Annotated in this window: 34 protein-coding genes; 33 read left to right on the forward strand and 1 reads right to left on the reverse strand. The window is 61.1% G+C overall.

Annotation, left to right across the window (positions count from 1 at the left end):
• Window positions 1–5: 5 nt before the first annotated feature.
• The 10 genes from tuf (at window position 6) to rplP (ending at window position 6,352) form a co-directional block, all read left to right on the forward strand.
• Window positions 6–1,181 (forward strand): elongation factor Tu, encoded by a 1,176-nt coding sequence (tuf, locus tag V8352_RS00130; RefSeq protein WP_336422225.1) that lies wholly within the window; start codon window positions 6–8, stop codon window positions 1,179–1,181.
• A gap of 102 nt (window positions 1,182–1,283) precedes the next feature.
• Window positions 1,284–1,592, forward strand: a complete 309-nt coding sequence (gene rpsJ, locus V8352_RS00135; RefSeq protein ID WP_076532278.1) for a 30S ribosomal protein S10 — start codon at window positions 1,284–1,286, stop codon at window positions 1,590–1,592.
• A gap of 14 nt (window positions 1,593–1,606) precedes the next feature.
• On the forward strand, window positions 1,607–2,491 hold the full coding sequence (gene rplC / locus V8352_RS00140; protein ID WP_336422226.1) for a 50S ribosomal protein L3: 885 nt from the start codon (window positions 1,607–1,609) through the stop codon (window positions 2,489–2,491).
• Complete coding sequence (gene rplD, locus V8352_RS00145) at window positions 2,488–3,120, forward strand: 50S ribosomal protein L4 (RefSeq protein WP_336422227.1); 633 nt, start codon at window positions 2,488–2,490, stop codon at window positions 3,118–3,120. The genes rplC and rplD overlap by 4 nt, the downstream gene beginning before the upstream one ends.
• Complete coding sequence (locus tag V8352_RS00150) at window positions 3,117–3,413, forward strand: 50S ribosomal protein L23 (protein WP_336422228.1); 297 nt, start codon at window positions 3,117–3,119, stop codon at window positions 3,411–3,413. The genes rplD and V8352_RS00150 overlap by 4 nt, the downstream gene beginning before the upstream one ends.
• Window positions 3,414–3,709: 296 nt before the next feature.
• On the forward strand, window positions 3,710–4,552 hold the full coding sequence (gene rplB, locus V8352_RS00155; protein ID WP_336422229.1) for a 50S ribosomal protein L2: 843 nt from the start codon (window positions 3,710–3,712) through the stop codon (window positions 4,550–4,552).
• 3 nt (window positions 4,553–4,555) lie between these two features.
• Window positions 4,556–4,834: a 30S ribosomal protein S19 gene (gene rpsS, locus V8352_RS00160; protein ID WP_008236480.1), complete on the forward strand. Its 279-nt coding sequence runs from the start codon at window positions 4,556–4,558 to the stop codon at window positions 4,832–4,834.
• Between the two features lie 3 nt (window positions 4,835–4,837).
• Window positions 4,838–5,218, forward strand: a complete 381-nt coding sequence (gene rplV, locus V8352_RS00165) for a 50S ribosomal protein L22 (RefSeq protein ID WP_076532290.1) — start codon at window positions 4,838–4,840, stop codon at window positions 5,216–5,218.
• Window positions 5,218–5,925 carry a 30S ribosomal protein S3 gene (gene rpsC / locus V8352_RS00170; RefSeq protein WP_076532292.1) on the forward strand — a complete coding sequence of 236 codons (708 nt, stop codon included), beginning with the start codon at window positions 5,218–5,220 and terminating at the stop codon, window positions 5,923–5,925. Before rplV ends, rpsC begins: the two co-directional genes overlap by 1 nt.
• A 13-nt stretch (window positions 5,926–5,938) precedes the next feature.
• Window positions 5,939–6,352 carry a 50S ribosomal protein L16 gene (gene rplP, locus V8352_RS00175; protein WP_336422230.1) on the forward strand — a complete coding sequence of 138 codons (414 nt, stop codon included), beginning with the start codon at window positions 5,939–5,941 and terminating at the stop codon, window positions 6,350–6,352.
• 245 nt (window positions 6,353–6,597) lie between these two features.
• Here the strand turns inward: rplP and V8352_RS00180 are convergent, their stop codons facing one another.
• A complete protein-coding gene (locus V8352_RS00180) occupies window positions 6,598–7,218 on the reverse strand; it encodes a TIGR02466 family protein (RefSeq protein ID WP_336422231.1) in 621 nt (206 codons plus the stop codon).
• Between the two features lie 185 nt (window positions 7,219–7,403).
• Between V8352_RS00180 and rpmC the strand changes: the two genes are divergently transcribed.
• From rpmC to V8352_RS00295, 23 genes are all read left to right on the forward strand, one after another.
• On the forward strand, window positions 7,404–7,607 hold the full coding sequence (gene rpmC, locus V8352_RS00185) for a 50S ribosomal protein L29 (RefSeq protein WP_336422232.1): 204 nt from the start codon (window positions 7,404–7,406) through the stop codon (window positions 7,605–7,607).
• Between the two features lie 12 nt (window positions 7,608–7,619).
• Window positions 7,620–7,850 carry a 30S ribosomal protein S17 gene (gene rpsQ, locus V8352_RS00190; protein WP_336422233.1) on the forward strand — a complete coding sequence of 77 codons (231 nt, stop codon included), beginning with the start codon at window positions 7,620–7,622 and terminating at the stop codon, window positions 7,848–7,850.
• Between the two features lie 77 nt (window positions 7,851–7,927).
• Window positions 7,928–8,296, forward strand: a complete 369-nt coding sequence (gene rplN / locus V8352_RS00195) for a 50S ribosomal protein L14 (protein ID WP_336422234.1) — start codon at window positions 7,928–7,930, stop codon at window positions 8,294–8,296.
• Between the two features lies 1 nt (window position 8,297).
• The gene (gene rplX / locus V8352_RS00200) at window positions 8,298–8,609 is read left to right on the forward strand and encodes a 50S ribosomal protein L24 (RefSeq protein ID WP_336422235.1); all 312 of its coding nucleotides are present in this window, start codon (window positions 8,298–8,300) and stop codon (window positions 8,607–8,609) included.
• Window positions 8,602–9,165: a 50S ribosomal protein L5 gene (gene rplE, locus V8352_RS00205; RefSeq protein ID WP_336422236.1), complete on the forward strand. Its 564-nt coding sequence runs from the start codon at window positions 8,602–8,604 to the stop codon at window positions 9,163–9,165. The genes rplX and rplE overlap by 8 nt, the downstream gene beginning before the upstream one ends.
• A 19-nt stretch (window positions 9,166–9,184) precedes the next feature.
• The gene (rpsN, locus tag V8352_RS00210) at window positions 9,185–9,490 is read left to right on the forward strand and encodes a 30S ribosomal protein S14 (RefSeq protein WP_076532310.1); all 306 of its coding nucleotides are present in this window, start codon (window positions 9,185–9,187) and stop codon (window positions 9,488–9,490) included.
• A gap of 12 nt (window positions 9,491–9,502) precedes the next feature.
• On the forward strand, window positions 9,503–9,895 hold the full coding sequence (gene rpsH / locus V8352_RS00215; protein WP_336422237.1) for a 30S ribosomal protein S8: 393 nt from the start codon (window positions 9,503–9,505) through the stop codon (window positions 9,893–9,895).
• A 12-nt stretch (window positions 9,896–9,907) separates the two neighbouring features.
• Complete coding sequence (gene rplF, locus V8352_RS00220) at window positions 9,908–10,441, forward strand: 50S ribosomal protein L6 (RefSeq protein ID WP_336422238.1); 534 nt, start codon at window positions 9,908–9,910, stop codon at window positions 10,439–10,441.
• A gap of 11 nt (window positions 10,442–10,452) precedes the next feature.
• Window positions 10,453–10,812: a 50S ribosomal protein L18 gene (gene rplR / locus V8352_RS00225; RefSeq protein WP_336422239.1), complete on the forward strand. Its 360-nt coding sequence runs from the start codon at window positions 10,453–10,455 to the stop codon at window positions 10,810–10,812.
• 128 nt (window positions 10,813–10,940) lie between these two features.
• Window positions 10,941–11,528 (forward strand): 30S ribosomal protein S5, encoded by a 588-nt coding sequence (rpsE, locus tag V8352_RS00230; protein ID WP_336422240.1) that lies wholly within the window; start codon window positions 10,941–10,943, stop codon window positions 11,526–11,528.
• Between the two features lie 3 nt (window positions 11,529–11,531).
• On the forward strand, window positions 11,532–11,720 hold the full coding sequence (gene rpmD, locus V8352_RS00235; RefSeq protein ID WP_336422241.1) for a 50S ribosomal protein L30: 189 nt from the start codon (window positions 11,532–11,534) through the stop codon (window positions 11,718–11,720).
• A gap of 327 nt (window positions 11,721–12,047) precedes the next feature.
• Window positions 12,048–12,521, forward strand: coding sequence for a 50S ribosomal protein L15 (gene rplO, locus V8352_RS00240; protein WP_336422242.1), 474 nt, complete (start codon window positions 12,048–12,050; stop codon window positions 12,519–12,521).
• A gap of 115 nt (window positions 12,522–12,636) precedes the next feature.
• A complete protein-coding gene (secY, locus tag V8352_RS00245; RefSeq protein WP_336422243.1) occupies window positions 12,637–14,004 on the forward strand; it encodes a preprotein translocase subunit SecY in 1,368 nt (455 codons plus the stop codon).
• Window positions 14,005–14,652, forward strand: a complete 648-nt coding sequence (locus tag V8352_RS00250; RefSeq protein WP_336422244.1) for an adenylate kinase — start codon at window positions 14,005–14,007, stop codon at window positions 14,650–14,652.
• A 249-nt stretch (window positions 14,653–14,901) separates the two neighbouring features.
• Window positions 14,902–15,270 (forward strand): 30S ribosomal protein S13, encoded by a 369-nt coding sequence (rpsM, locus tag V8352_RS00255; protein ID WP_336422245.1) that lies wholly within the window; start codon window positions 14,902–14,904, stop codon window positions 15,268–15,270.
• A gap of 15 nt (window positions 15,271–15,285) precedes the next feature.
• Window positions 15,286–15,675 carry a 30S ribosomal protein S11 gene (gene rpsK / locus V8352_RS00260; protein ID WP_076532328.1) on the forward strand — a complete coding sequence of 130 codons (390 nt, stop codon included), beginning with the start codon at window positions 15,286–15,288 and terminating at the stop codon, window positions 15,673–15,675.
• 113 nt (window positions 15,676–15,788) lie between these two features.
• Window positions 15,789–16,805 (forward strand): DNA-directed RNA polymerase subunit alpha, encoded by a 1,017-nt coding sequence (locus V8352_RS00265; protein ID WP_336422246.1) that lies wholly within the window; start codon window positions 15,789–15,791, stop codon window positions 16,803–16,805.
• A gap of 121 nt (window positions 16,806–16,926) precedes the next feature.
• Entirely contained in the window at window positions 16,927–17,352 is a 426-nt protein-coding gene (gene rplQ, locus V8352_RS00270) for a 50S ribosomal protein L17 (protein WP_336422247.1), read from the forward strand.
• 200 nt (window positions 17,353–17,552) lie between these two features.
• Complete coding sequence (locus V8352_RS00275; RefSeq protein ID WP_336422248.1) at window positions 17,553–18,935, forward strand: trypsin-like peptidase domain-containing protein; 1,383 nt, start codon at window positions 17,553–17,555, stop codon at window positions 18,933–18,935.
• 2 nt (window positions 18,936–18,937) lie between these two features.
• A complete protein-coding gene (locus V8352_RS00280) occupies window positions 18,938–20,251 on the forward strand; it encodes a replication-associated recombination protein A (RefSeq protein ID WP_336422249.1) in 1,314 nt (437 codons plus the stop codon).
• Window positions 20,252–20,634: 383 nt separating this feature from the next.
• Window positions 20,635–22,245, forward strand: coding sequence for an ABC transporter substrate-binding protein (locus tag V8352_RS00285; RefSeq protein ID WP_336422250.1), 1,611 nt, complete (start codon window positions 20,635–20,637; stop codon window positions 22,243–22,245).
• Between the two features lie 327 nt (window positions 22,246–22,572).
• The gene (locus V8352_RS00290; protein WP_336422251.1) at window positions 22,573–24,171 is read left to right on the forward strand and encodes an ABC transporter substrate-binding protein; all 1,599 of its coding nucleotides are present in this window, start codon (window positions 22,573–22,575) and stop codon (window positions 24,169–24,171) included.
• 189 nt (window positions 24,172–24,360) lie between these two features.
• Window positions 24,361–25,317, forward strand: coding sequence for an ABC transporter permease (locus V8352_RS00295; RefSeq protein WP_336422252.1), 957 nt, complete (start codon window positions 24,361–24,363; stop codon window positions 25,315–25,317).
• The last annotated feature ends 8 nt before the right edge of the window (window positions 25,318–25,325 follow it).

Below are 25,325 nucleotides of genomic sequence, written 5' to 3' on the forward strand. Positions count from 1 at the left end.
ACACCATGGCAAAGGCAAAGTTTGATCGCAGCAAACCGCATGTGAACATCGGCACGATCGGTCACGTCGACCACGGCAAGACCACACTGACGGCTGCAATCACCAAGTATTTCGGCGACTTCCGCGCATACGACCAGATCGACGGCGCGCCCGAAGAGAAGGCCCGCGGCATCACCATCTCGACCGCGCACGTCGAGTATGAGACCGAGGCGCGTCACTACGCGCACGTCGACTGCCCCGGCCACGCCGACTACGTCAAGAACATGATCACCGGTGCTGCCCAGATGGACGGCGCGATCCTGGTCGTGAACGCGGCTGATGGCCCCATGCCCCAGACCCGCGAGCACATTCTGCTGGGTCGCCAGGTGGGCATCCCCTACATGGTCGTCTACATGAACAAGGTCGACCAGGTGGACGACGAAGAGCTGCTGGAACTGGTGGAAATGGAAATCCGCGAGCTTCTGTCGAGCTACGACTACCCCGGTGACGACATCCCCGTCATCCCCGGCTCGGCTCTGGCAGCCATGGAAGGCCGTGACCCCGAGATCGGTGAAGAGTCCATCCGCAAGCTGATGGCCGCTGTCGACGAGTACATCCCGACGCCTGCACGCGCCGTGGATCAGCCCTTCCTGATGCCGGTCGAGGACGTGTTCTCGATCTCCGGTCGTGGTACGGTTGTCACGGGCCGCGTCGAGCGCGGTGTGATCAACGTCGGCGACGAGATCGAGATCGTTGGCCTGAAAGACACCAAGAAGACGACCTGCACGGGCGTGGAAATGTTCCGCAAGCTGCTGGATCGTGGTGAGGCAGGCGACAACATCGGCGCCCTGCTGCGCGGCATCGACCGTGAAGGTGTCGAGCGTGGTCAGGTTCTGTGCAAGCCGAAGTCGGTTACGCCCCACACCAAGTTCGAGGCAGAAGCCTACATCCTGAACAAGGAAGAGGGTGGCCGTCACACGCCGTTCTTCGCCAACTACCGCCCGCAGTTCTACTTCCGTACCACGGACGTGACCGGCACGGTTGTTCTGCCCGAAGGCACCGAAATGGTGATGCCGGGTGACAACCTTCAGTTCAATGTCGAGTTGATTGCCCCGATCGCCATGGAAGAAGGTCTGCGTTTCGCGATCCGCGAAGGTGGCCGTACCGTCGGCGCCGGCGTCGTTTCGAAGATCCTCGATTAATTATCCCGGGCGGGCATGTTGCCTGCCCCAAGGGTTCGAAGAGGGAGGCCGGGTGGTCCGGCCTCCCTCCTATCAACTCCAATGCCGCGAAAGGCTAGACCAATGCAAAGCCAGAACATTCGCATTCGGCTCAAGGCGTTCGACTACCGCGTACTGGATGCCAGCACGCAGGAAATCGTCAACACCGCGAAACGCACGGGCGCAGACGTCCGTGGACCGATTCCGCTGCCGAACAAGATTGAAAAATTCACCGTTCTGCGTGGCCCCCACGTGAACAAGAAATCCCGCGATCAATGGGAAATCCGCACGCACAAGCGCCTGCTGGACATCGTTGATCCGACACCCCAGACCGTGGACGCGCTGATGAAGCTCGACCTGGCTGCCGGTGTCGACGTGCAGATCTCGGTTTAAGGAGGGCACTGACTATGTTGCGCTCTGGCGTTATCGCAAAGAAGGTGGGCATGACCCGTCTTTTCATGGAAGACGGCCGGCAGGTTCCTGTCACCGTTCTTCAACTGGACAAACTTCAGGTCGTCGCACAGCGCACGGCCGACAGCCACGGTTACTCGGCCGTTCAGCTGGGCGCAGGCTCGGCCAAGGCCAAGCGGACCTCCAAGGCAATGCGCGGCCATTTCGCCGCCGCCAAGGTGGAACCCAAGCGCAAGATCGCGGAATTCCGCGTTGCGCCCGAGAACATGATTGCCGTGGGTGAGGAAATCACCGCCAATCATTACTTCGAAGGTCAGTTCGTGGACGTCTGCGGCACTTCGATCGGTAAGGGTTTTGCCGGTGCCATGAAGCGTCACAACTTCAAGGGTCTGGAAATGACCCACGGTGTTTCGATCAGCCACCGTTCGCACGGCTCGACGGGCCAATGCCAGGATCCGGGCAAGGTCTTCAAAGGCAAGAAGATGGCCGGTCACATGGGCGCTGCGCGGATCACCACGCAGAACCTGCAAGTGATCAAGACCGATGCGGGCCGCGGCCTCATCATGGTCAAGGGCGCTGTTCCCGGCTCCAAGGGTGGCTGGGTCACGATCAAGGATGCGGTCAAGAAGCCGTTCCCCGAGAACGCGATCCTGCCCGCCGCGCTGAAATCTGCTGCCGAGGAAGCCGAGAAGGCCGCCGAGGAAGCAGCCGCAGCAGCCGCAGCCGCGGAAGAAGCAGCCGCCAAGGCCGCAGCCGAGGCGCAGGCCGCCGAGGAAGCCGAAGCGGCGAAAGAGGCCGAAGCCCAGATCGACGCTGACAGTGCCGCCGCTGGCGACCAGAGCGAGGCTCTGGACAAGACCAAAAAGGATGACGAAGCATGAAACTCGACATGATCAAACTGGACGGCAGCAAGGCCGGCTCGGTCGATCTGGGCGAAGACATCTTCGACCTGGATCCCCGTGCGGATATCTTGCACCGTGTCGTCCGCTGGCAGCGCAACAAGGCGCAGGCCGGCACGCACAAGGTGAAGACCCGCTCCGAGGTCAGCTACTCGACCAAGAAGATCTATCGCCAAAAGGGCACCGGCGGCGCACGCCACGGCGCACGCTCGGCACCGATCTTCCGCAAGGGTGGTATCTACAAGGGCCCGACACCGCGCAGCCATGCGCATGATCTGCCCAAGAAGATCCGCGCCCTTGGTCTGCGGCACGCCCTGAGCGCCAAGGCGCGCGCAGGCGAGCTGGTGATCATCGAGGATTTCGGCAGCGTCGCCAAGACGGGCACTCTGGCCAAGCAGATCAAGGATCTGGGCTGGAAGCGCGCGCTGGTCATCGACGGTGCCGAGGTCAACGCCGATTTCGCCAAGGCGGCCCGCAACATCGACGGTCTGGACGTTCTGCCGACCATCGGTGCGAACGTTTATGACATCCTCAAGCGTGACACCCTGGTGATCACCAAGGCGGGTGTCGAAGCACTTGAGGCCCGTTTGTCGAAAGGGGAGCTGAAATGAGCGCGAAACCCGAACATTACGACGTGATCCGCAAGCCGGTCGTGACCGAAAAGGCCACCATGGCGTCCGAACACGGCGCGGTTGTCTTCGAGGTGTCGATCGACAGCAACAAGCCACAGATCAAGGAGGCCGTCGAGGCTCTCTTTGGTGTGAAGGTCAAGGCTGTGAACACGACGATCACCAAGGGCAAGGCCAAGCGCTTCCGCGGCCGTCTGGGCAAGCGCGCAGACGTCAAGAAAGCGTATGTCACGCTGGAAGAAGGCAACACGATCGACGTGACCACCGGTCTCTGATTTCAGTGTTGGCTTGAAGATTCGAGAACCCCGGTTGCGAAAGTGGCCGGGGTTTTTTTAATTGGGAAGGTTTGGAGGTAGAACCGCAGCTTTCTATGCCTTACCCGCTTGACCCTTGCGCCGCTGTCCCCTAAACGGACCCATCACGGTAGCCTCGGATTCGTCCGGGGCTTCGTTTTCGTTCTCAGGAACGTGTTAGCCGGAGACCTTCGGGGCTCTATACCAATGGCGGGCCACGCCCGCCCCACATAGGCAGAACCACACACCTGCCGTTTGCTAAACGGAAGACAGAAAGCATGGCACTCAAGTCGTATAAGCCAACGACGCCGGGCCAGCGCGGGCTGGTGCTGATCGACCGTTCGGAGCTGTACAAAGGACGCCCCGTCAAGGCCCTCACCGAGGGTCTGACGAAATCGGGCGGCCGGAACAACACCGGACGTATCACATCGCGTCGTCGCGGGGGCGGGGCCAAGCGCCTCTACCGGATCGTTGATTTCAAGCGTAACAAATTCGATATGGCGGCTACCGTCGAGCGGATCGAATACGACCCGAACCGGACCGCGTTTATTGCCCTCATCAAGTACGATGACGGCGAGCAGACCTATATCCTCGCGCCTCAGCGCCTGGCCATCGGTGACAAGATCTATTCCGGCACACGCGTCGACATCAAGCCCGGCAACTGCATGCCCTTCGCCGGCATGCCGATCGGCACGATCGTCCACAACATCGAGCTGAAACCCGGCAAGGGCGGCCAGATCGCACGCGCCGCTGGCACCTATGCCCAGTTCGTGGGCCGCGATGGTGGCTACGCGCAGATCCGCCTCAGCTCGGGCGAGCTTCGTCTCGTGCGGCAGGAGTGCAAGGCAACGGTTGGCGCGGTTTCGAACCCCGACAACTCGAACCAGAACTTCGGCAAGGCCGGCCGGATGCGTCACTACGGTGTGCGCCCCTCTGTCCGCGGTGTCGTGATGAACCCGATCGACCACCCGCACGGTGGTGGTGAGGGCCGCACCTCGGGTGGCCGCCATCCGGTGACCCCATGGGGCAAGCCGACCAAGGGTGCCCGCACTCGCAACAAGAACAAGGCGTCGCAGAAGCTGATCATCCGCTCGCGTCACGCCAAGAAGAAGGGCCGTTAAGACATGGCACGTTCTGTATGGAAAGGCCCCTTCGTGGATGCTTACGTCCTGAAAAAGGCCGAAGCATCTCGCGAATCCGGGCGCAATGAAGTCATCAAGATATGGTCGCGCCGCTCGACGATCCTGCCCCAGTTCGTGGGCCTGACGTTTGGCGTCTACAACGGCAAGAAGCATATCCCTGTCAACGTCAGCGAAGACATGATCGGTCAGAAGTTCGGTGAGTATTCGCCGACGCGTACCTATTACGGTCATGCCGCCGACAAAAAAGCGAAGCGGAAGTAAGTCATGGGCAAGGAAAAGAACCCCCGCCGCGTGGCCGATAACGAAGCCCGGTCCAAACTCCGGATGCTTCGCACCAGCCCGCAGAAACTGAACCTTCTGGCACAGTTGATCCGTGGCAAGAAAGTGGACAAGGCCCTGACGGACCTCACCTTCTCGCAAAAGCGGATTGCCGAGGACGTGCGCAAGTGCCTCCAGTCGGCCATCGCCAACGCCGAGAACAACCACAATCTCGACGTGGATGAGCTTGTCGTGGCCGAGGCCTACGTCGGCAAGAACCTCGTGATGAAGCGCGGCCGCCCGCGTGCCCGTGGCCGGTTTGGCGCCTTGCGCAAGCCGTTCTCGGAAATCACGATCATTGTGCGTCAAGTCGAGGAGCAAGCCTGATGGGTAACAAAGTCAATCCGATTGGCATGCGCCTGCAGGTGAACCGCACCTGGGACAGCCGCTGGTATGCCGACACCAAGGACTACGGCAATCTTCTGCTTGAGGACATCGCCATGCGCGAGTTCATCAAGAAAGAGTGCAAGCAGGCCGGCGTCAGCCGCGTGATCATCGAGCGTCCGCACAAGAAGTGCCGCGTCACGGTTCACACAGCGCGCCCCGGCGTCATCATTGGCAAGAAAGGCGCAGACATCGAAACCCTGCGCAAGAAGCTGGCCGCGATGACCGACAGCGAGCTGCACCTGAACATCGTCGAAGTGCGCAAGCCCGAGCTGGATGCCGCGCTGGTGGGTGAGAGCATCGCCCAGCAGCTCGAGCGCCGGGTCAGCTTCCGCCGTGCGATGAAGCGGGCCGTGCAGAACGCCATGCGTATGGGTGCCTTGGGCATTCGTGTGAACCTCGCGGGTCGCCTCGGCGGCGCCGAGATCGCGCGGACCGAATGGTATCGCGAGGGCCGCGTGCCCCTGCACACGCTGCGGGCCGATATCGATTACGCGCATGTCGAGGCACTGACCGCCTACGGCATCATCGGGATCAAGACCTGGATCTTCAAAGGCGAGATCATGGATCACGACCCGTCTGCGCGTGACCGGAAAGCTCAGGAACTTCAGGACGGTCCGGCACCTCGCGGTGCTGGTGGCCGGCGCTAAGGGGGAATGACAGATGCTACAACCAAAACGCACTAAATTCCGCAAGCAGTTCAAAGGCCGCATCAAGGGCGACGCCAAGGGCGGCTCAGACCTGAACTTTGGCTCCTTTGGTCTCAAGGCAACGCAGCCCGAGCGTGTGACTGCGCGTCAGATCGAGGCGGCTCGCCGCGCGATGACGCGCCACATGAAGCGTCAGGGCCGTGTCTGGATCCGGATTTTCCCGGATCTGCCCGTCACGTCCAAGCCGACTGAAGTCCGCATGGGTAAGGGTAAAGGCTCGGTCGATTACTGGGCTGCCCGCGTCAAGCCGGGCCGCGTCATGTTCGAGATCGACGGCGTCAGCGAAGAGATCGCCTACGAGGCGCTGCGCCTTGCCGCGATGAAGCTGCCGATCAAGACCCGTGTCGTGGTTCGCGAAGACTGGTAAGGACGAAAGCGCGCAGCGCTTTCTGTCCAGTGCGGTGTAGCGAATTTCCGAAGGAAAATCGCGGGCCGCGCCCTGGTTGAAAACATAAAAAGCCCCCGCCGAGAGATCGGCGGGGGTTTTGTTTTGAATGAGATCGAAGTCCGTCTGTCTCGAACAATCAAGCCCAAAGGATGGATGGCTTTAGTCAAGTCCGATGCAGTTTCACCTAGACGCAAGGCACATTTGCTCCGGCGGATATGGTCGCCTCACCCCCAGGCGTAGTTGAAACTCACGCTGATCCGGTCGTCCTCGCTCATGTTCACCGGGACTTCGTGGCGCAGCCAACTCTCCCACATCAGCACTTCGCCGGCGTCGGGCGTGACGTATTTGAAGGCCCGCAACTCTTCCCGCGCGTCCTTGGTGCGGGCGGGGGCGGCCATCATCATCGGCAGGCGCGGATCTTCCAGCTTGAGCGCGCTGGTGCCCTCGGGCATGGTCACATAGGTCGTTCCCGAGATCACCGAATGGGGATGGATATGCGATGAGTGCGTGCCGCCCTCGGGCAGGATGTTGATCCACAGGCTGTCCAGCTTCAGCTTCTTGTCGCCCAGATCGAATTCCAGATCCGCGGCAAAGGCTGCGACATGCTTGTCCAGAACCTTTTTCAGGTCGCGAAAGATCGGAAAGCGATAGGGCAGGTCGTCCAGCGATGCATAAGAGGTATACCCGGCATAGCCGTTCTCCTCGCACCACGCCTGGCCCGCCTCGTCGTCCTCGGCGATGGACCAACAGGACGCCTCCATCTCGGACGCGTCGATGGGCTTGCCCAGCTCGCTCAGTTGAGCGCGGTAAAGGCGGGTGACGAAGTGGGATGATATATCTGCCATGGTGCGTCTCTTAACGCAGGGCAGGGCGCGGAGCGAGAGGTAAATGAGCAAAGGGGTTGCGCCCGCGTGGCTTCACCCTTATACGCGCCCAATCACGAATGATCTCCACCGGAATCAGGGTGACCAACTGCATCGAGACAAAGGTGCATGTCGGGCCCTCCAGTGATGTTGAAAGGAACAAGGCTATGGACGCCAAGGAACTACGCGAAAAGACACCCGATCAGCTGCGCGAAGAGCTGTCGAACCTGAAGAAGGCTCAGTTCAACCTGCGCTTTCAGGCCGCGACAGGCCAGCTGGAGAATGCTGCGCAGATGCGCACCGCACGCCGCGACGCCGCGCGCGTGTTGACCATTCTCAATGAGAAAGCCGCTGCTGCGGCAGCAGAATAAGGAGCCTGCAAGATGCCCAAACGTATCCTCTCCGGCACCGTGACCAGCGACGCCAATGCACAGACCGTGACCGTCTCGGTCGAGCGCCGCTTCAAGCACCCCGTTCTGCAGAAAACCATTCGTAAGTCCAAGAAGTACCGCGCTCACGACGAGAACGAATCCTTCAAGGTCGGCGATCAGGTCCGCATCATCGAATGCGCACCCAAGTCCAAGACGAAACGTTGGGAGGTTCTGCAAGCGTAAGCTTGCAGGGCCTTTCGGCTCAATCGAAACCCCGGGGCAAGGGCCGCATCGCCCCCCGGTAGGTCGGGAGAAACCAAATGATCCAGATGCAGACAAACCTGGATGTTGCTGACAACAGCGGCGCGCGCCGCGTTCAGTGCATCAAGGTTCTGGGTGGTTCCAAGCGTAAGTACGCGTCCGTCGGCGACATCATCGTCGTCTCGGTCAAGGAAGCCATCCCCCGTGGCCGTGTGAAGAAAGGTGACGTCCGCAAGGCCGTCGTCGTTCGCACCGCCAAGGAAGTGCGCCGCGAAGACGGCACCGCAATCCGTTTTGACCGCAACGCAGCCGTGATCCTGAACAACGCAGGTGAGCCGGTCGGCACGCGTATCTTCGGCCCGGTCGTTCGCGAACTGCGCGCCAAGAAATTCATGAAAATCATCTCGCTCGCCCCGGAGGTGCTGTGACATGGCTGCCAAATTGAAGAAAGGCGACAAGGTCGTCATCCTCGCTGGCAAGGACAAGGGCAAGGAAGGCACGATTTCCTCCGTCGATCCCAAGGCCGGCAAGGCCGTGGTCGATGGCGTGAACATGGCCATCCGCCACACCCGCCAGAGCCAGACCGCCCAAGGCGGCCGCCTTCCCAAGGCGATGCCGATCGATCTGAGCAACATCGCGCTGCTGGATGCCAAGGGCAAACCGACCCGCGTCGGCTTTGACGTCAAGGACGGCAAGAAAGTGCGCGTCGCCAAGACCACGGGGGATGTGATCGATGCTTGATACTGCAAACTATACCCCGCGCCTGCAAACGCAGTTCCGCGACGAGATCAAGGCCAAGCTGAAAGAAGAATTCGGCTACACCAACGACATGCAGATCCCGCGTCTGGACAAGATCGTCCTGAACATCGGCTGCGGTGCCGAGGCGGTCCGCGACAGCAAGAAGGCCAAATCGGCTCAGGACGACCTGAGCACGATCGCAGGCCAGCGCGCCGTCGTGACCAAGGCCAAGAACTCGATCGCCGGTTTCCGCGTTCGTGAGGACATGCCCCTTGGCGCAAAGGTCACCCTGCGCGGTGCCCGCATGTACGACTTCCTCGACCGTCTGATCACGGTCGCGATGCCCCGGATCCGCGACTTCCGCGGCATTTCGGGCAAATCCTTCGATGGCAATGGCAACTATGCCTTCGGCATCAAGGAACACATCGTCTTCCCCGAGATCAACTTCGACAAGATCGACGAATCCTGGGGCATGGATGTCATCATCGCAACCACGGCGAAAACCGATGCCGAAGCAAAGGCGCTGTTGAAGCACTTCAACATGCCTTTCAACAGCTGAAGCAGCGGGAGAGAGAGTTATGGCTAAGAAAGCAATGATCGAGCGCGAGAAGAAGCGCCAGAAACTGGTCGAAAAGTACGCTGCAAAACGCGCCGCACTGAAAGAGATCATCAACGACGAGAGCAAGCCGATGGAAGAGCGCTTTCGCGCGACCCTGAAGCTGGCCGACCTGCCGCGCAACAGCAGTGCAACCCGTTTGCACAACCGGTGCCAGCTGACAGGCCGTCCGCATGCGTATTATCGCAAGCTCAAAGTGTCGCGTATCGCGCTGCGGGAACTGGGCCAAAGCGGCCTGGCACCTGGCCTCGTGAAATCAAGCTGGTAAGGGAGATTTGAAATGAATGATCCTATCGGCGATATGCTCACGCGGATCCGCAACGCGTCCATGCGCGGCAAATCCACGGTGATGACCCCCGCCTCCAAAATGCGCGAGCGTGTGCTCGGTGTTCTGGCGGATGAGGGTTATATCCGCGGCTTTGAAAGCGTGACTGGCAAGGATGGCCACCCGGCCATCGAGATCAGCCTCAAGTACTTCGATGGCGCCCCAGCCATTCGCGAAATGAAGCGGGTTTCCAAACCCGGTCGTCGCGTCTATCTGGGCGTCAAGGACATCCCTTCGGTCCGTCAGGGCCTCGGTGTGTCGATTGTCTCCACCCCCAAGGGTGTGATGTCGGATGCACATGCACGGAGCCACAACGTTGGCGGCGAAGTGCTCTGCACGATATTCTAAGGAGGCCAGAATATGTCTCGTATCGGCAAACTGCCCGTCCCGCTTCCTGATGGTGTTACTGCGTCGCTCAGCGGCCAGAAACTCGAGATCAAGGGTCCGAAGGACGCCAAGATCTTTACCGCAACGGATGACGTCACGATCACCATCGATGATGGTCTGATCCGCGTCACTCCGCGCGGTAAATCCAAGCGCGCGCGCCAGCAGTGGGGCATGACCCGCACTGTGGTGGCCAACATGGTCCATGGCGCCAAGGAGACGTTCAAGAAAGAGCTGGAAATTCGCGGCGTGGGTTACCGGGCGCAGCTTCAGGGCAATACCCTGAAACTGAACCTCGGCCTCAGCCACGACGTCGATTTCCAAATTCCGGAAGGTGTGACTGTTACCGTCCCCAAGCCCACCGAGTTGGTGGTCGAAGGCACGGACAAGCAGCTCGTCGGACAGGTCGCGGCAAACATCCGCGACTGGCGTCGTCCCGAGCCCTACAAGGGCAAAGGCATTCGCTACAAAGACGAGTATATCTTCCAGAAAGAAGGCAAGAAGAAGTAAGGAACGGGTAGATGGCAAACAGCAAGAGAAAACTGTTTCTGAAACGCCGCCTGCGCGTTCGGAACAAACTTCGCAAAGTGAACGTGGGGCGTATGCGCCTGAGTGTTCACCGCAGCAACAAGAACATCAGCGCTCAGCTGATCGACGATGCCAACGGCGTGACGCTGGCATCGGCCTCGACCCTCGAAAAGGATCTGGGCATGGTCGGCAAGTGCAACATGGAGGCGGCCATCAAGGTCGGCTCCACGATTGCAGAGCGTGCCAAGAAGGCCGGCGTAAGCGAAGCTTACTTCGACCGGGGCGGCTTCCTCTTCCACGGCAAGGTGAAGGCTCTGGCCGACGCCGCGCGTGAAGGTGGTCTGAAGATCTAAAGATGGCGTAGGCGGCCCCGCTCCCTTCATGGGGTCGGGGCCGCCTCGATGATCCGGGGGCGCAGGCGCGCCCACCTGGATTGAGACAAGCAGGCGCCGCGCGCGCCGCCAAGTAAAGGACATGCCACATGGCAAGAGATGACAACCGTGGGGGAGGCCGCCGCAATCAGCGCGAAGAGGCCCCCGAATTCGCCGACCGTCTGGTCGCGATCAACCGCGTTTCCAAAACCGTCAAGGGCGGCAAGCGCTTTGGCTTTGCGGCGCTCGTCGTCGTAGGCGATCAAAAGGGCCGCGTCGGCTTTGGCAAGGGTAAGGCCAAGGAGGTCCCCGAGGCCATCCGCAAGGCGACCGAAGCCGCCAAGCGTGGCATGATCCGCGTGCCGCTGCGCGAGGGTCGCACCCTGCACCACGACATGGAAGGTCGCCACGGCGCCGGCAAGATCGTGATGCGCACCGCCCCGCAAGGTACCGGCATCATTGCCGGTGGTCCGATGCGTGCCGTCTTCGAGATGCTGGGCATTCAGGACGTCGTTGCGAAATCCAACGGCAGCCAGAACCCCTACAACATGATCCGCGCCACCATGAACGGCCTGACCAAGGAGTCGAGCCCCCGCATGGTCGCGCAGCGCCGCGGCAAGAAGGTCGCGGACATCATGGCGACATCCGACGCACCCAAAATGAAGGGCGAGCAAGCGCCCGTCGCCGAGGAGGGCTAAGACATGGCCAAGACAATCGTGATCAAGCAGATCGGCAGCCCGATCCGCCGCCCCGGCGACCAGCGCGCAACGCTGATCGGCCTCGGCCTGAACAAGATGCACCGCGTGCGCGAGCTGGAGGACACGCCCAGTGTCCGCGGCATGATCAACAAGATCCCGCACATGGTGGAAATCCTGGAAGAAAAGGGCTGAGGTTCAACTTCGGTCCTGCAAGACAAACGCCTCGGCCCAAAATGGCCGGGGCTTTTTTTATGCTGTTTCGTCATGCAAAGTTATTTGCTGGTCAAATACGTCTTTCACCCCCTGTAGGCGTTAGGCGTGGCAGGTTTCACCCCCTGTAGGCGTTAGGCGTGGCAGGTCAACCAAGCCTGCGGCCAGGATGACCCACTTGCACACGTGCCTGCCGCCAGCTATATGCCCGGCTGTGTCGGTGCGTTCGTGCCGACTCGCAACCAACCGCAAAGCCGCGTTCGGCCGCTCCCGTCGCTGGGGGCCGCATCCGGCACAAGGAGAAGCGACATGAAATTGCATGAACTGCGCGATAATGACGGCGCAACCAAGCGTAAGAAGCGTGTTGGCCGTGGTCCCGGCTCGGGCATGGGCAAGACCGCCGGACGCGGTATCAAGGGTCAGAAATCCCGCTCGGGTGTCGCCATCGGCGGCTACGAGGGTGGCCAGATGCCCCTCTACCAGCGACTGCCCAAGCGCGGCTTTACCAAGCCGAACCGCAAGGCATATGCCGTGGTCAATCTGGGCCTGATCCAGAAATTCATCGACGACAAGAAACTGGACGCCGGCAGCGCCATTACCGAGGACGCGCTGATCGCCTCGGGCCTCGTGCGCCGCAAGCTGGACGGTATCCGCGTTCTGGCCAAGGGCGATGTGACCTCCAAGATCACCCTCGAAGTCAGCGGCGCGTCCAAGTCGGCGGTCGAGGCTGTGGAGAAGGCGGGTGGCTCACTGAAAGTCACAAGCGCGCAGGCGGCTGAATAATAGGTTGTGAGCGGCGCGCCCGCCGCTTACACACTTCCTAGTTTTCAAAACGGACGCCGCCGGGCCGCTGGAAAACAGCACCCCGGCGGCGTTTGTCATTCCGAAAGAGAGCCGAATGGTATCTGCAGCAGAACAAATGGCGGCCAACACCAGCTGGGCGGCGCTCGGCAAGGCCACTGATCTTCGCAAGCGCATCCTTTATACCCTGATGCTGCTGATCGTCTATCGCCTTGGCACCTGGATCCCGGTGCCCGGCATCGACGGCGTCGAGCTGCGGGAGTTCATGAACGATGCAGGGGCCAGCATCGGCGGCATGCTCAGCATGTTCACCGGCGGCGCGCTGGGGCGGATGGGCATTTTCGCGCTCGGAATCATGCCCTATATTTCGGCCTCGATCATCGTTCAGTTGATGACGGCCATGGTCCCCGCGCTGGAGCGGCTCAAGAAAGAGGGCGAGGCGGGCCGCAAGAAGATCAACCAGTATACCCGCTACGGCACCGTATTCCTGGCAACGCTGCAATCCTATGGTCTCGCGGTCAGCCTGCAATCGGGCGATCTGGTGACCAACCCCGGCACGTTCTTTATCGTGTCGTGCATGATCACGCTGGTCGGCGGCACCATGTTCCTGATGTGGCTGGGTGAGCAGATCACGGCGCGCGGGATCGGCAACGGCATCAGCCTTATCATCTTTGTGGGCATCATCGCCGAGGTGCCTGCGGCGCTGGCGCAGTTCTTTGCGTCGGGCCGCTCGGGCGCGATCAGCCCGGCTGTCATCGTCGGTGTCATCGTGATGGTGATCGCCGTGATCGCCTTCGTGGTGTTCATGGAGCGCAGTCTGCGCAAGGTTCACATCCAGTATCCACGCCGCCAGGTGGGCATGAAGGTCTATGACGGCGGCTCGTCGCATCTGCCGATCAAGGTGAACCCGGCGGGCGTTATCCCGGCGATCTTTGCCTCGTCGCTCTTGCTGCTGCCGACGACCATCAGCACGTTCTCGGGCGGGCAGGGCGGTAGCCCCATCATGTCGACGATCCTTGCCTACTTCGGCCCGGGACAGCCGCTCTATCTGCTGTTCTTTACCGGCATGATCGTGTTCTTCGCGTATTTCTATACCTACAACGTCGCGTTCAAACCCGACGAGGTGGCCGAGAACCTCAAGAACCAGAACGGATTTGTTCCCGGCATCCGTCCGGGCAAGCGGACGGCGGAATACCTCGAATATGTGGTCAGCCGTATTCTGGTCCTTGGTTCGGGCTATCTTGCGCTGGTCTGCCTGCTGCCTGAAATCTTGCGCGCACAGTTTGCCATTCCCTTTTATTTTGGCGGCACTTCGGTTCTTATCGTCGTCTCGGTCACGATGGATACGATCCAGCAGGTGCAGTCACATCTCTTGGCGCACCAATACGAGGGCCTGATTGAAAAATCGCAGCTTGGCGGTAAAGGAAAGCGTCGCGCGCGGCGCAAAGGGACAGGACGTAAATAAATGAATATCATTCTTCTCGGACCGCCGGGCGCGGGCAAGGGCACGCAGGCTCAGCATCTGGTTGCCGAACGCGGCATGATCCAACTGAGCACGGGCGACATGCTGCGCGAGGCCAAGGCGTCCGGCACCGAGATGGGTAGGAAAGTGGCTGATGTGATGGCGCGCGGTGATCTGGTCACCGATGAAATCGTCATTGGTCTTATCCGCGAAAAGCTGAACGGCGAGAAGGGTGGCGGGTTCATCTTTGACGGGTTTCCGCGCACTCTGCCGCAGGCAGATGCGCTGGGTCAGCTTCTCGCCGATTGCGGTGAGACGCTGGATGCGGTGATCGAGATGCAGGTCGATGACGAGGCGCTGGTTGACCGGATCACATCGCGCTCGACCTGCGCGGGCTGCGGCGCGGTCTATAACGACAAGACCAAGCCGATCCCCGCAGATGGCATCTGCACCAGCTGCGGCGAAAAGCATGAGTTCAAGCGGCGCGCCGACGACAATGAGGAGGCGCTGCGCAACCGCCTCATGGAATACTACAAGAAGACCTCGCCCCTCATCGGCTATTACTACGCCAAGGACATGCTCAGCACTGTCGACGGGCTCGGCAGCATGGAAGAGGTGACAGCCTCGATCGCAAGCGTCCTTGACGCCTGATCGCAGGTCTCTAGCACCCTGAGAGGGCACGGCCAAAGAGGGTCGGCGCAGAAGATTTGCGCGCCACCCTTGACGCCCCGAGCATTTCACCCTAACCAGCACCATCCCGCAAGGGAGCTGATTCATTTGGGCTAGTACCATTGCGAATCGATCACCTGAATTCAGCTACGGCCCGGTGCATCTGCGACGGGCCTGCGTTGTGAAAAAAGGGCCCGGAATTACGGGCTCGCAACGAAAAGGAATATGCACGTGGCACGTATCGCCGGCGTCAACATCCCGACGCACAAACGGGTTCCCATTGCCCTCACCTATGTCACCGGTATCGGCCACTCGACGGCCAAGACCATCTGCGAAGCCGTCGGTATCGATGCTTCGCGCCGCGTCAACGAGCTGAGCGACACCGAAGCGGTCGCGCTGCGCGAGTATATCGACGCCAACCTCACCGTCGAGGGTGACCTGCGCCGCGAGACGCAGATGAACGTCAAGCGTCTGATGGACCTTGGCTGCTATCGCGGTCTGCGCCACCGCCGGAACCTGCCGGTTCGCGGCCAGCGCACCCATACCAACGCCCGCACCCGCAAAGGCCCCGCAAAGGCCATTGCCGGCAAGAAGAAATAAGGGAGGGCAGCAGATATGGCACGCGATACCCGCCGCACGAAGAAGAAGGTTTCCAAGAACATCGCCACTGGCGTTGCGCATGTGAACTCTTCGTTCAACAACACCAAGATCCTGATCTCCGACGTTCAGGGCAACGCGATCGCATGGTCCTCGGCCGGCAGCTGCGGCTTCAAGGGCTCGCGCAAGTCGACGCCCTACGCCGCCCAGCTGGCCGCAGAAGATGCAGGCAAGAAGGCGCAAGAGCACGGCATGCGCACTCTGGAAGTCGAAGTGCAGGGCCCCGGTTCGGGCCGCGAGAGCGCGCTGCGCGCTCTGGCTGCTGTCGGCTTCAACATCACGTCCATTCGTGACGTGACGCCGATGGCCCACAATGGCTGCCGCCCGCCAAAGCGCCGCCGCGTCTGAGGCCACTATTTCAAGTGGGGCTGCGCATGTCCGCGCGGCCCCATTTACGTCATTTAGAAACCTCGGGCGTTCTGACCGTCGGACATGCGGGCGGGACTGGTATGGAGGGACACATGATCCACAAAAATTGGGCTGAATTGATCAAGCCGACCCAGCTGGACGTCAAGCCGGGCAATGACCCCGTGCGTCACGCAACGGTCGTTGCAGAGCCGCTCGAGCGCGGCTTTGGCTTGACCCTTGGCAACGCGCTGCGCCGCGTTCTGATGTCGTCGCTGCAGGGCGCGGCCATCACTGCCGTTCAGATCGACAACGTTCTGCACGAGTTTTCCTCGGTCGCGGGCGTGCGCGAGGATGTCACCGACATCATCCTGAACCTCAAGGGCGTCGCCCTGCGGATGGAAGTCGAAGGCCCCAAGCGTCTGTCGATCAGCGCCAAGGGCCCCGGCATCGTCACCGCCGGAGATATCTCGGACAGCTCCGGCATCGAAGTTCTGAACCGCGATCACGTGATCTGCCACCTGGACGAGGGTGCGGATCTCTTCATGGAACTGACGGTCAACACCGGCAAGGGCTATGTCGCCGCTGACAAGAACAAGCCTGAGGATGCGCCGATCGGCATGATCCCCGTGGATGCGATCTATAGCCCCGTGCGCCGTGTCAGCTATGACGTGCAGCCCACCCGCGAGGGCCAGGTGCTGGACTATGACAAGCTGACCATGAAGATCGAAACAGACGGCTCGATCACGCCGGATGACGCCGTGGCCTATGCTGCACGCATCCTGCAGGATCAGCTCAGCATCTTCGTCAACTTTGACGAGCCTGAGTCTGCTGGCCGTCAGGACGACGACGACGGTCTGGAGTTCAACCCGCTTCTGCTCAAGAAAGTGGACGAGCTGGAACTGTCGGTGCGTTCGGCAAACTGCCTCAAGAACGACAACATCGTCTACATCGGTGATCTGATCCAGAAGACCGAAGCCGAGATGCTGCGCACGCCCAACTTCGGCCGCAAGTCCTTGAACGAGATCAAGGAAGTGCTGTCGGGCATGGGTCTGCACCTTGGCATGGACGTCGAGGATTGGCCGCCCGACAACATCGAGGATCTGGCGAAGAAATTCGAAGACGCCTTTTAAGATCTCGCAGGTCGGGCCATATCGCCCGGCCTGCTGATACCCGGGGCTTCGGCCCCCAAGGAGAGCGGCCTGACACGCATCACGCCGCCGGACAAAGCAAAACAAGTTAGGAGTATTACAAATGCGTCACGCAAGAGGTTACCGCCGCCTGAACCGCACCCATGAGCACCGCAAGGCGCTTTGGGCGAACATGGCCGGCTCGCTCATCGAACATGAGCAAATCAAGACGACCCTTCCCAAGGCCAAGGAACTGCGCCGCATCATCGAAAAGATGATTACGCTGGGCAAGCGCGGCGATCTGCACGCCCGCCGCCAGGCTGCCGCGCAGCTCAAGCAGGACCAGTATGTCGCGAAGCTGTTCGACGTGCTCGGCCCGCGCTACAAGGACCGCCAGGGCGGTTACGTCCGTGTCCTCAAGGCGGGCTTCCGCTATGGTGACATGGCGCCGATGGCGATCATCGAATTCGTTGACCGCGATCCGGCTGCCAAGGGCAAGGCCGACAAAGAGCGCGTTGCAGCCGAAATGGCGTCGATGGACGAAGACTGAGCGCCGCCCGCAAGGGCAGGTGTCGCAAGTTAGCAAAGCCCCCGCCGGACTCCGGCGGGGGCTTTTGCGTTTCCGGCTGGGCGGGACTGGTCGGCGGGGCTGGCTGGGTCACCAGCGCCCCAAAACTTGCAATCGCGTCCACCGGGGCGCATATCGCGAGGGTCAGTCATCTGCCCCCGCGACCCACGGAGCCCCCGCCCATGTTGAAACGCTTTGCCATCATTCTGATCGCGCTCAGCGCGCCCGCGGGTGCCCAGCAGATGCAGGTTCCGCAGGACAGTGCCCAGATCCAGATGGGATTTGTCCCCGTGGTCAAGGCAGTGGCGCCCGCGGTCGTCAATATCTATGCCCGGCGCGTGATCGAGGGGCGCGCCAGCCCCTTTGCGGATGATCCGTTTTTTGGCCAGCTCTTCAGGAATTTTGGCGCTCAGCGCCCGCGCGTGGAAAACTCGCTGGGCTCGGGGGTGATCCTTGGGCCCGATGGCATCGTCGTGTCGAATTATCACGTCGTGGGACAGGCGACCGATATTCGCGTCGTGCTGAACGATCGGCGCGAGTTTGATGCGACCGTGCTTTTATCCGACGAGGAAAGCGACCTCGCGATTCTGCAACTCGAGGGCGGCGCGGACCTGCCCGCGCTGGATCTGCGCGCCTCGGACAGTGTCGAGGTTGGGGAACTGGTGTTGGCGGTCGGAAATCCTTTTGGCGTCGGCCAGACCGTCAGCAGCGGGATCGTCTCGGGCCTTGCCCGCTCAGGGACCGCGACGGGCAATGCGCGCGGCTATTTCATCCAGACCGACGCGCCGATCAATCCGGGCAATTCGGGCGGCGCGCTTGTCGATACCAGCGGCCGCCTTATTGGGATCAACACGTCGATCCTCAGCCGCTCGGGCGGCTCCAACGGGATCGGCTTTGCCATTCCCGCCACGCTGGTCGGGCAATTCGTCGAACAGGCCCGCGCGGGCGAGACCGCATTCCAGCGCCCTTGGGCCGGCGTCACGGGCCAGCCCGTCAGCTACGACATGGCCGAGGGTTTGGGCTTCGGGCGCGCGGGTGGAATCATCTTGTCGGATATGCACCCCGCCAGTCCGTTTGGCGCCGCAGGTTTGGCGCCGGGTGATGTGATCCTCGCGGTGGACGGGCAGGAGGTGAACGGCCCCGCTGAAATGATCTATCGTATGAGCGTTGCGGGGCTGGGCGCGGAGGTCGCTATGCAAGTGGTGCAGAACGGCGAGATGCGCGAGGTCATCGTGCCGATGGTGCGCGCGCCCGATATGCCGCCGCGCGCGACACTGGTAACCGGCTCCCGCGCCGCCGTGCCGGGCGTCACGCTCAGCACCATCAACCCTGCCGTCATGGCCGAATACGACCTGCCCCTGACCGCCGCTGGCGCCTTGGTCGAGGATCCGGGCGAGATCGGTGCGCGGGCGGGTCTGCGCGCGGGCGACATCATCATGGGCGTCAACGGAGCCGCAGTGACAGACAGCGCCAGCGCCGAGGCCGCGCTTGAGGCCGCCGAGAGGGGCCTTGCCCTTGATGTGCAGCGCGGCCAGCGGCGCCTGTCCATGCGTTTCAGGCTTTAGCGATGGCGGATCTTTTCGATAGTGGCGAGACACCGGCAGCAACGCAACCCCAAGGGCACCGACCACTGGCCGACCGGCTGCGCCCCAAGGCATTGGGCGAGGTGATCGGACAAGAGCAGGTGCTGGGCAATGAGGCACCCTTGGGCGTGATGCTGGCGGCGGGCAGCCTCGGCAGCCTCGTCTTCTGGGGGCCGCCCGGCGTGGGCAAGACAACGATCGCGCGCCTTCTGGCCGATGTCACCGATCTGCATTTCATCCAGATCAGCGCGATATTCTCGGGTGTGGCCGAGTTGAAGAAGGTGTTTCAGGAGGCGCGCCATCGCCGCCAGAACGGGCAGGGCACGCTGCTGTTCGTGGACGAAATCCACCGCTTCAACAAGGCGCAGCAGGACGGTTTTCTGCCCTATATGGAGGATGGCACGATCCTGCTCGTGGGGGCGACGACCGAAAATCCCAGCTTCGAGTTGAACGCGGCCCTGCTCAGCCGGTCACAGGTCTTGATCCTGACGCGCCTCGACCTTGGCGATCTTGAGCGTCTCGCCCAACGGGCCGAGCGCGAGCTGGACCGCGCCCTGCCGCTCGACGGCCCCGCGCGCGAGGCGCTGCTGGAGATGGCCGATGGGGATGGGCGCGCCCTCTTGAACCTGATCGAGCAGATCATGGCGTGGAAGGTGGAGGGAAAGCTGGGCACCGAGGGCCTTGCCAGCCGCCTGATGCGCCGTGCCGCGAAATACGACAAGTCCGGTGATGAGCATTACAACCTGATCTCGGCGCTGCATAAGTCGGTGCGCGGGTCCGATCCCGATGCCGCGATCTACTGGCTGGCGCGGATGCTGACCGGGGGCGAGGATCCGCGATACCTGGCAAGGCGGATCACCCGCATGGCCGTCGAGGACATCGGACTGGCCGATACGCATGCCCACCGCGTCTGCCTCGATGCGTGGGAGACATACGAGCGGCTGGGCAGCCCCGAGGGCGAACTGGCGCTGGGGCAGGCGGTGATCTACCTCGCCTTGGCGCCCAAGTCGAACGGAGGCTACGCAGCCTTCAAGGCGGCGATGCGCGAGGCGAAAAAGACCGGGTCCGAGCCGCCACCGAAACATATCCTCAACGCGCCGACCAAGCTGATGAAAGAGCAGGGGTTCGGCGCGGGTTACGCCTATGACCACGATGCAGAGGATGCGTTTTCAGGGCAGAACTACTTCCCTGAAAGCATGAAGCGGCCGGTGCTATACCAGCCGGTTGAACGCGGCTTCGAGCGAGAGCTGAAGAAGCGGCTTGATTACTTTGCAAAGTTGCGCATGCGCCGGGATTAAGCGCCTAAGTTGTGCTCAAATAACACGCAGGCCGCAAAACCGTGTCTGTTTACGACATGAATGCGGGCTCACGGCCAATTGACGCTACGTCACAAATTCGCCTCGAAGCACTTATTACAAGGGCCCTAGAGGGGCTCTGCCCAAGGTCAACCTATAAAAATAAGGGTTTCTTGCCTAATTCGGCTGGCGATGTGACGCCAGACATGCTCTATTCACGACATGTCGCAATTAGTCTATCCCCATGCGGGCCAAATTGACCACAGACGCAAAGCTACTTCGTGCGTCTCAGCGATTGTCCGCCGAGTGATCGACGTCCCGGTGTGCGCATCCTGCGCCGCCCGATTGCCGGCAGCCTGATTTCAACAACTACGGAGGTTCTCTTGATGACCAAGACAAAAAATAACGAACTGTTGGCACGCCTCGGCGATGCCGCGAAAACAGGCACCATCTCACGCCGCTCGTTCATGAATTACTCGATGGCCGCAGGCGTCAGCGCCTCGGCAGCGACCGGTCTGTGGACATCCAAGGCATACGCAGCCCCGCAAAAGGGCGGCACATTCCGCTTTGGCATCCATGACGGCAACTCGTCGGACAATCATGACCCCGGCACATATGTCAGCCGCCAGCAGATCTATCTGGCGCACCAGCATCGGTCGTATCTGACGATGATCAATCCCGATGGCACGCTGGGCAATGACCTGGCTACCGGCTGGGAGCCGAATGATGACGCGTCGGTCTGGACGTTCGAGATCAACCAGGACGCCAGCTTCCACAGCGGCAAATCGGTAACCGCCGAGGATGTGGTCGATTCGCTGAACTTCCACCGCGGTGAAGACTCGACGTCGGCGGCCAAGTCGCTGTTTTCGTCGGTCACCGACATTCGCGCCGACGGCGAGCACACTGTCGTCGTCGAACTGAGCGGCGGCAACGCGGATGTGCCATGGCTGATGACCGACTATCACTTTGCGATCTGTCCCAGCAATGGCGACGGCACGATCGATTGGGAATCCGGCGATGGTTCGGGCCCCTACAAGCTCGACGACGAAGAATGGGGCGTTCAGTTCCGTCTGTCGCGTCATGACGGCTGGCACCTCGAAGGCGCCTATTTCGATGAGCTTCACATGCTGGTCCTCAACGACCCGAACGCGCGGCAGACGGCCCTCGTCACGGGTGACGTTGATGCGGTGTCCTTGGTCGATCTCAAGACCAAATCCCTGCTCGAGCGTGATCCGTCGATCGAAATCCTCTCGGTGCCTTCGGCTGCTGCGATCACGATGCCGATGTTCTGCGATACGGCACCCTTTGACGATGTGAACGTGCGCAACGCCATGAAACTGGCGATGAACCGTGAAGAGATCATCGACAAGATCGCCTTTGGCGAGGCGACGATGGGCAACGACTTCCACCACTCGCCCGCGATGCCCTACTATCCCGAAGGGATCGAGCAGCGCACTTATGACCCAGATCAGGCGAAATCGCTGCTGAAAAAGGCAGGCGCCGAAGATATCGAAGTCAGCCTCAGCACGGCGGACTCGGTCTTCTCGGGTGCGGTGGACTTGTGCGTCCTTTACTCCGAGCAAGCGCGCGAGGCGGGCATCACCGTCAACGTCGTGCGCGAGCCGAACGATGGCTACTACTCGGACGTCTGGCTGAAAAAGCCGTTTACAGCCGTCAGCTGGGGCGCGCGCCCCACGCCCGATGTGATGTATTCGCTGGCCTATCAGTCGGGTGCCGCATGGAACGAGTCGCACTGGGAGAACGAGGAGTTCAATGAGCTTCTGCGCAAGGCCAAGGCCGAGTTGAACGATGAGCTGCGAAGCGAGATGTATCGCGAGATGGCGCATCTGGCACGCGACGACGGGGGCACGATCATCCCGTTCTTCAACAACTTCGTCTATGCCGTGCGGGACAATGTTCAGACCGGTGAGAACCTGGCCCCCAGCTGGGAACTGGACGGTGCACGCGGTCCGAGCCGCTGGTGGTTCGCCAGCTAAACGCGCCGATGACGTGCGTACACATAAAGGGTTCGGCGCGTTGCGCGCCGAACCCCTCCGTTCAAATTCCGCCGCATCCAGCACATGTTTTGGCTCTTGATGGATGCTTGCGACCTGAAAATTTTTCCACCACAGGGAAAAGCAGCCTAAATCATGAACTTGGCATAAAGTTGTGGATGCAAAGGATCATTCGTGTTTTGCTGCCAATGCGTCGTTTTCGCACTTACGGCGCGCGGATTGTAATCCGACACTGTTTGAGCGCCTGAGATTTTCAAGTGGTCGCAAACCAATCAATAAAAAATCCGGGGAGAAGATATGAAAAGTCCAATGAACCAGCAGATGCTCGACCGCCTGGCGGGTGCTGCGCGAGAAGGGCGCATATCACGTCGCTCCTTCATGAATTATTCGATGGCCGCGGGCGTCACCGCCAGCGCCGCAACCGGCCTCTGGGGCACCGCCGCGCGGGCCCAGCCCAAGCGCGGCGGCACCTTCCGCATCGCGCAGCATGACGGGAATTCCGGCGACAGCCACGATCCGGGCCTTTACGAATCCAATGCCGAAATCCTTCTGGCGCACACATTCCGGTCGTTCCTGACACAGATCAACACTGATGGCACCCTTGGGCCTGACGTCGCATCCGAGTGGTCCGCATCGCCCGATGCGTCCGAGTGGACGTTCAAGATCGACCCCAACGCGACATTCCATTCCGGTGGCAAGGTGACCGCCGAGGATGTTGCCGCCTCGATGAACTTCCACCGGGGAGAAGACACCACATCCGTCGCCAAGTCGCTGCTTGAGATGGTGAACGAGATCGTCGCCGAGGACGAAGAGACCGTGACGTTCAAGCTGAACGCCGGCAACGCCGACCTTCCCTGGCTGATGACGGATTATCACCTGGTGATTCTGCCGCGCGGGGACGATGGCAATGCCGATTGGCAGAGCGGCGATGGCTGCGGACCCTACCGCCTCGACAAGTGGGAGCCGGGCCGCAACGCGTCGCTGACGCGGCATGATGGCTGGCACGGCGAGGGTGCCTATTTCGACGCGATCGAGGTGGTCTTCATCAACGACCCCAATGCGCGCCAGACAGCGCTGGTCACCGGCGATGCAGATGCCACCAGCTGGCTCGAGAACAAGACGATGTCCCTCTTGGAGCGTCATGCAGAAGTCGATGTGATCAACCTGCCCTCCGCGCAGGCCATCACGATGCCGATGTTCTGCGACGTCGCGCCATTTGATGATGTCAACGTCCGCAATGCGCTCAAACTGTCGATCGACCGCGAAGACATGATGGAAAAGATCCTCTTTGGCGCGGCGACGATGGGCAACGATTTTCACCATTCGCCCGCGATGCCATATTACCCCGAGGGGGTAGAGCAGACGCCCTATGACCCCGATCAGGCAAAATCGCTGCTGAAGAAGGCCGGCGCCGAAAACCTGTCGGTCACGCTGCATTCTGCCGATTCCATCGCCACGGGCGCGGTCGATGCGGCTATTCTCTATTCCGAGCACGCCAAGGCATCCGGCATTGATATTCAGGTCTCGCGCGAGCCGAATGATGGATATTGGTCCGATATCTGGCTCCAGAAGCCATGGTGCATGGTTGCCTGGGGCGCGCGCCCGACGCCGGACGTCATGTATAGCCTCGCCTATGCTGCCGATGCGGCCTGGAACGAATCGCATTGGCAAAACGAGGAGTTTAACGAGCTTCTGGCCAAGGCGAAGTCCGAGCTGGATGACGAGCTGCGCAGCGAGATGTATCGCGACATGGCTATTCTGGCACGCGACGACGGCGGCACGGTCATCCCGTATTTCCCGAACTTCGTCTATGGCAAGCGCAAGAATGTGGCCACTACGGGCAATTACTCCGCCAATTGGCAGCTGGACGGCTATCGCGCCGCCAGCCGTTGGTGGTTCGATACCTGATCATACGGGAACGGCCCGGCGGGTGCGCCGGGCCGTCTTTGCAAGCGGCAATCGCGCCGCAAGACATAAATGGCCCTTGGTTGCCACATCCTGCCAAACAAGCAGGAACCAGCCTAAGATCAGGGGTCTTTTCAAGAAGCCAGCGCCGTGCAAGCGGTGCCAGAAAAATAAAAACCGCAGGAGGGATAAATGGGAGACATTCTTGGGCTCGTTGCAAAACGGCTCGGTCTTGGGCTGCTCATACTATTCGTGATTTCAGTCATCATCTTCTTCATGGTCGAGCTGCTGCCGGGCGATATCGCCGAGGCGGTTCTGGGCCAAGGGGCGACCGAGGAAAACGTGAGGAACCTGCGCGAGCAGATGGGCCTCAATGAGCCGGCATTGGTCCGGTATTTCGAATGGCTCAAGGGGGCGATCTTCCTTGATTTTGGACGCTCCATCGTTACCCAGAAAACGGTGATGAGCGTGATCGGCGAGCGTTTCCGCAACACGCTGTTCTTGGCGACATATGCCGCCGTCATCGCGGTGCCGTTTGCCATCATCCTCGGGGTGATCGTCGCGCTCCTGCGCAACTCGATCTTTGACCGTGTGGCCAACGTGCTGACGCTGACCTCGATCTCGAGCCCTGAATTCTTTCTCGGCTACATCCTGATCCTCTACTTCTCGGTCAATTGGGGCATGTTCCCCGCCATCGCCAGCCTCAATGAAAATATGTCATTCTGGGATCTTCTGGAGCGGACGTTCCTGCCTGCTCTGACGCTGGTTCTGGTCGTCACCGCGCACATGATGCGCATGACGCGCGCCGCGATCATCAACCTTCTGGCGTCGCCTTACATCGAGATGGCCAAGCTCAAGGGCACGCCGCCCTGGAAAGTGATCGTGCGGCACGCGCTGCCCAACGCATGGGCGCCCATCATCAACGTCGTCGCGCTGAACCTTGCCTACCTCATCACGGGTGTCGTTCTGGTCGAGGTGGTCTTTGTCTATCCCGGCATCGGTCAGGCCCTCGTCGATGCGGTGTCCAAGCGTGACTTCCCGGTGGTGCAGGCATGCTGCCTGATCTTTGCCGCCACCTTCATTCTGCTGAACCTTGCGGCGGATGTCGGCGCAATCCTCACCAACCCGCGCCTGCGGCATCCGAAGTAAGGGAGAGA

Origin of the sequence: Roseovarius sp. D0-M9 (genome assembly GCF_037083805.1) — a bacterium.
In the GTDB taxonomy this organism is placed as follows: domain Bacteria; phylum Pseudomonadota; class Alphaproteobacteria; order Rhodobacterales; family Rhodobacteraceae; genus Roseovarius.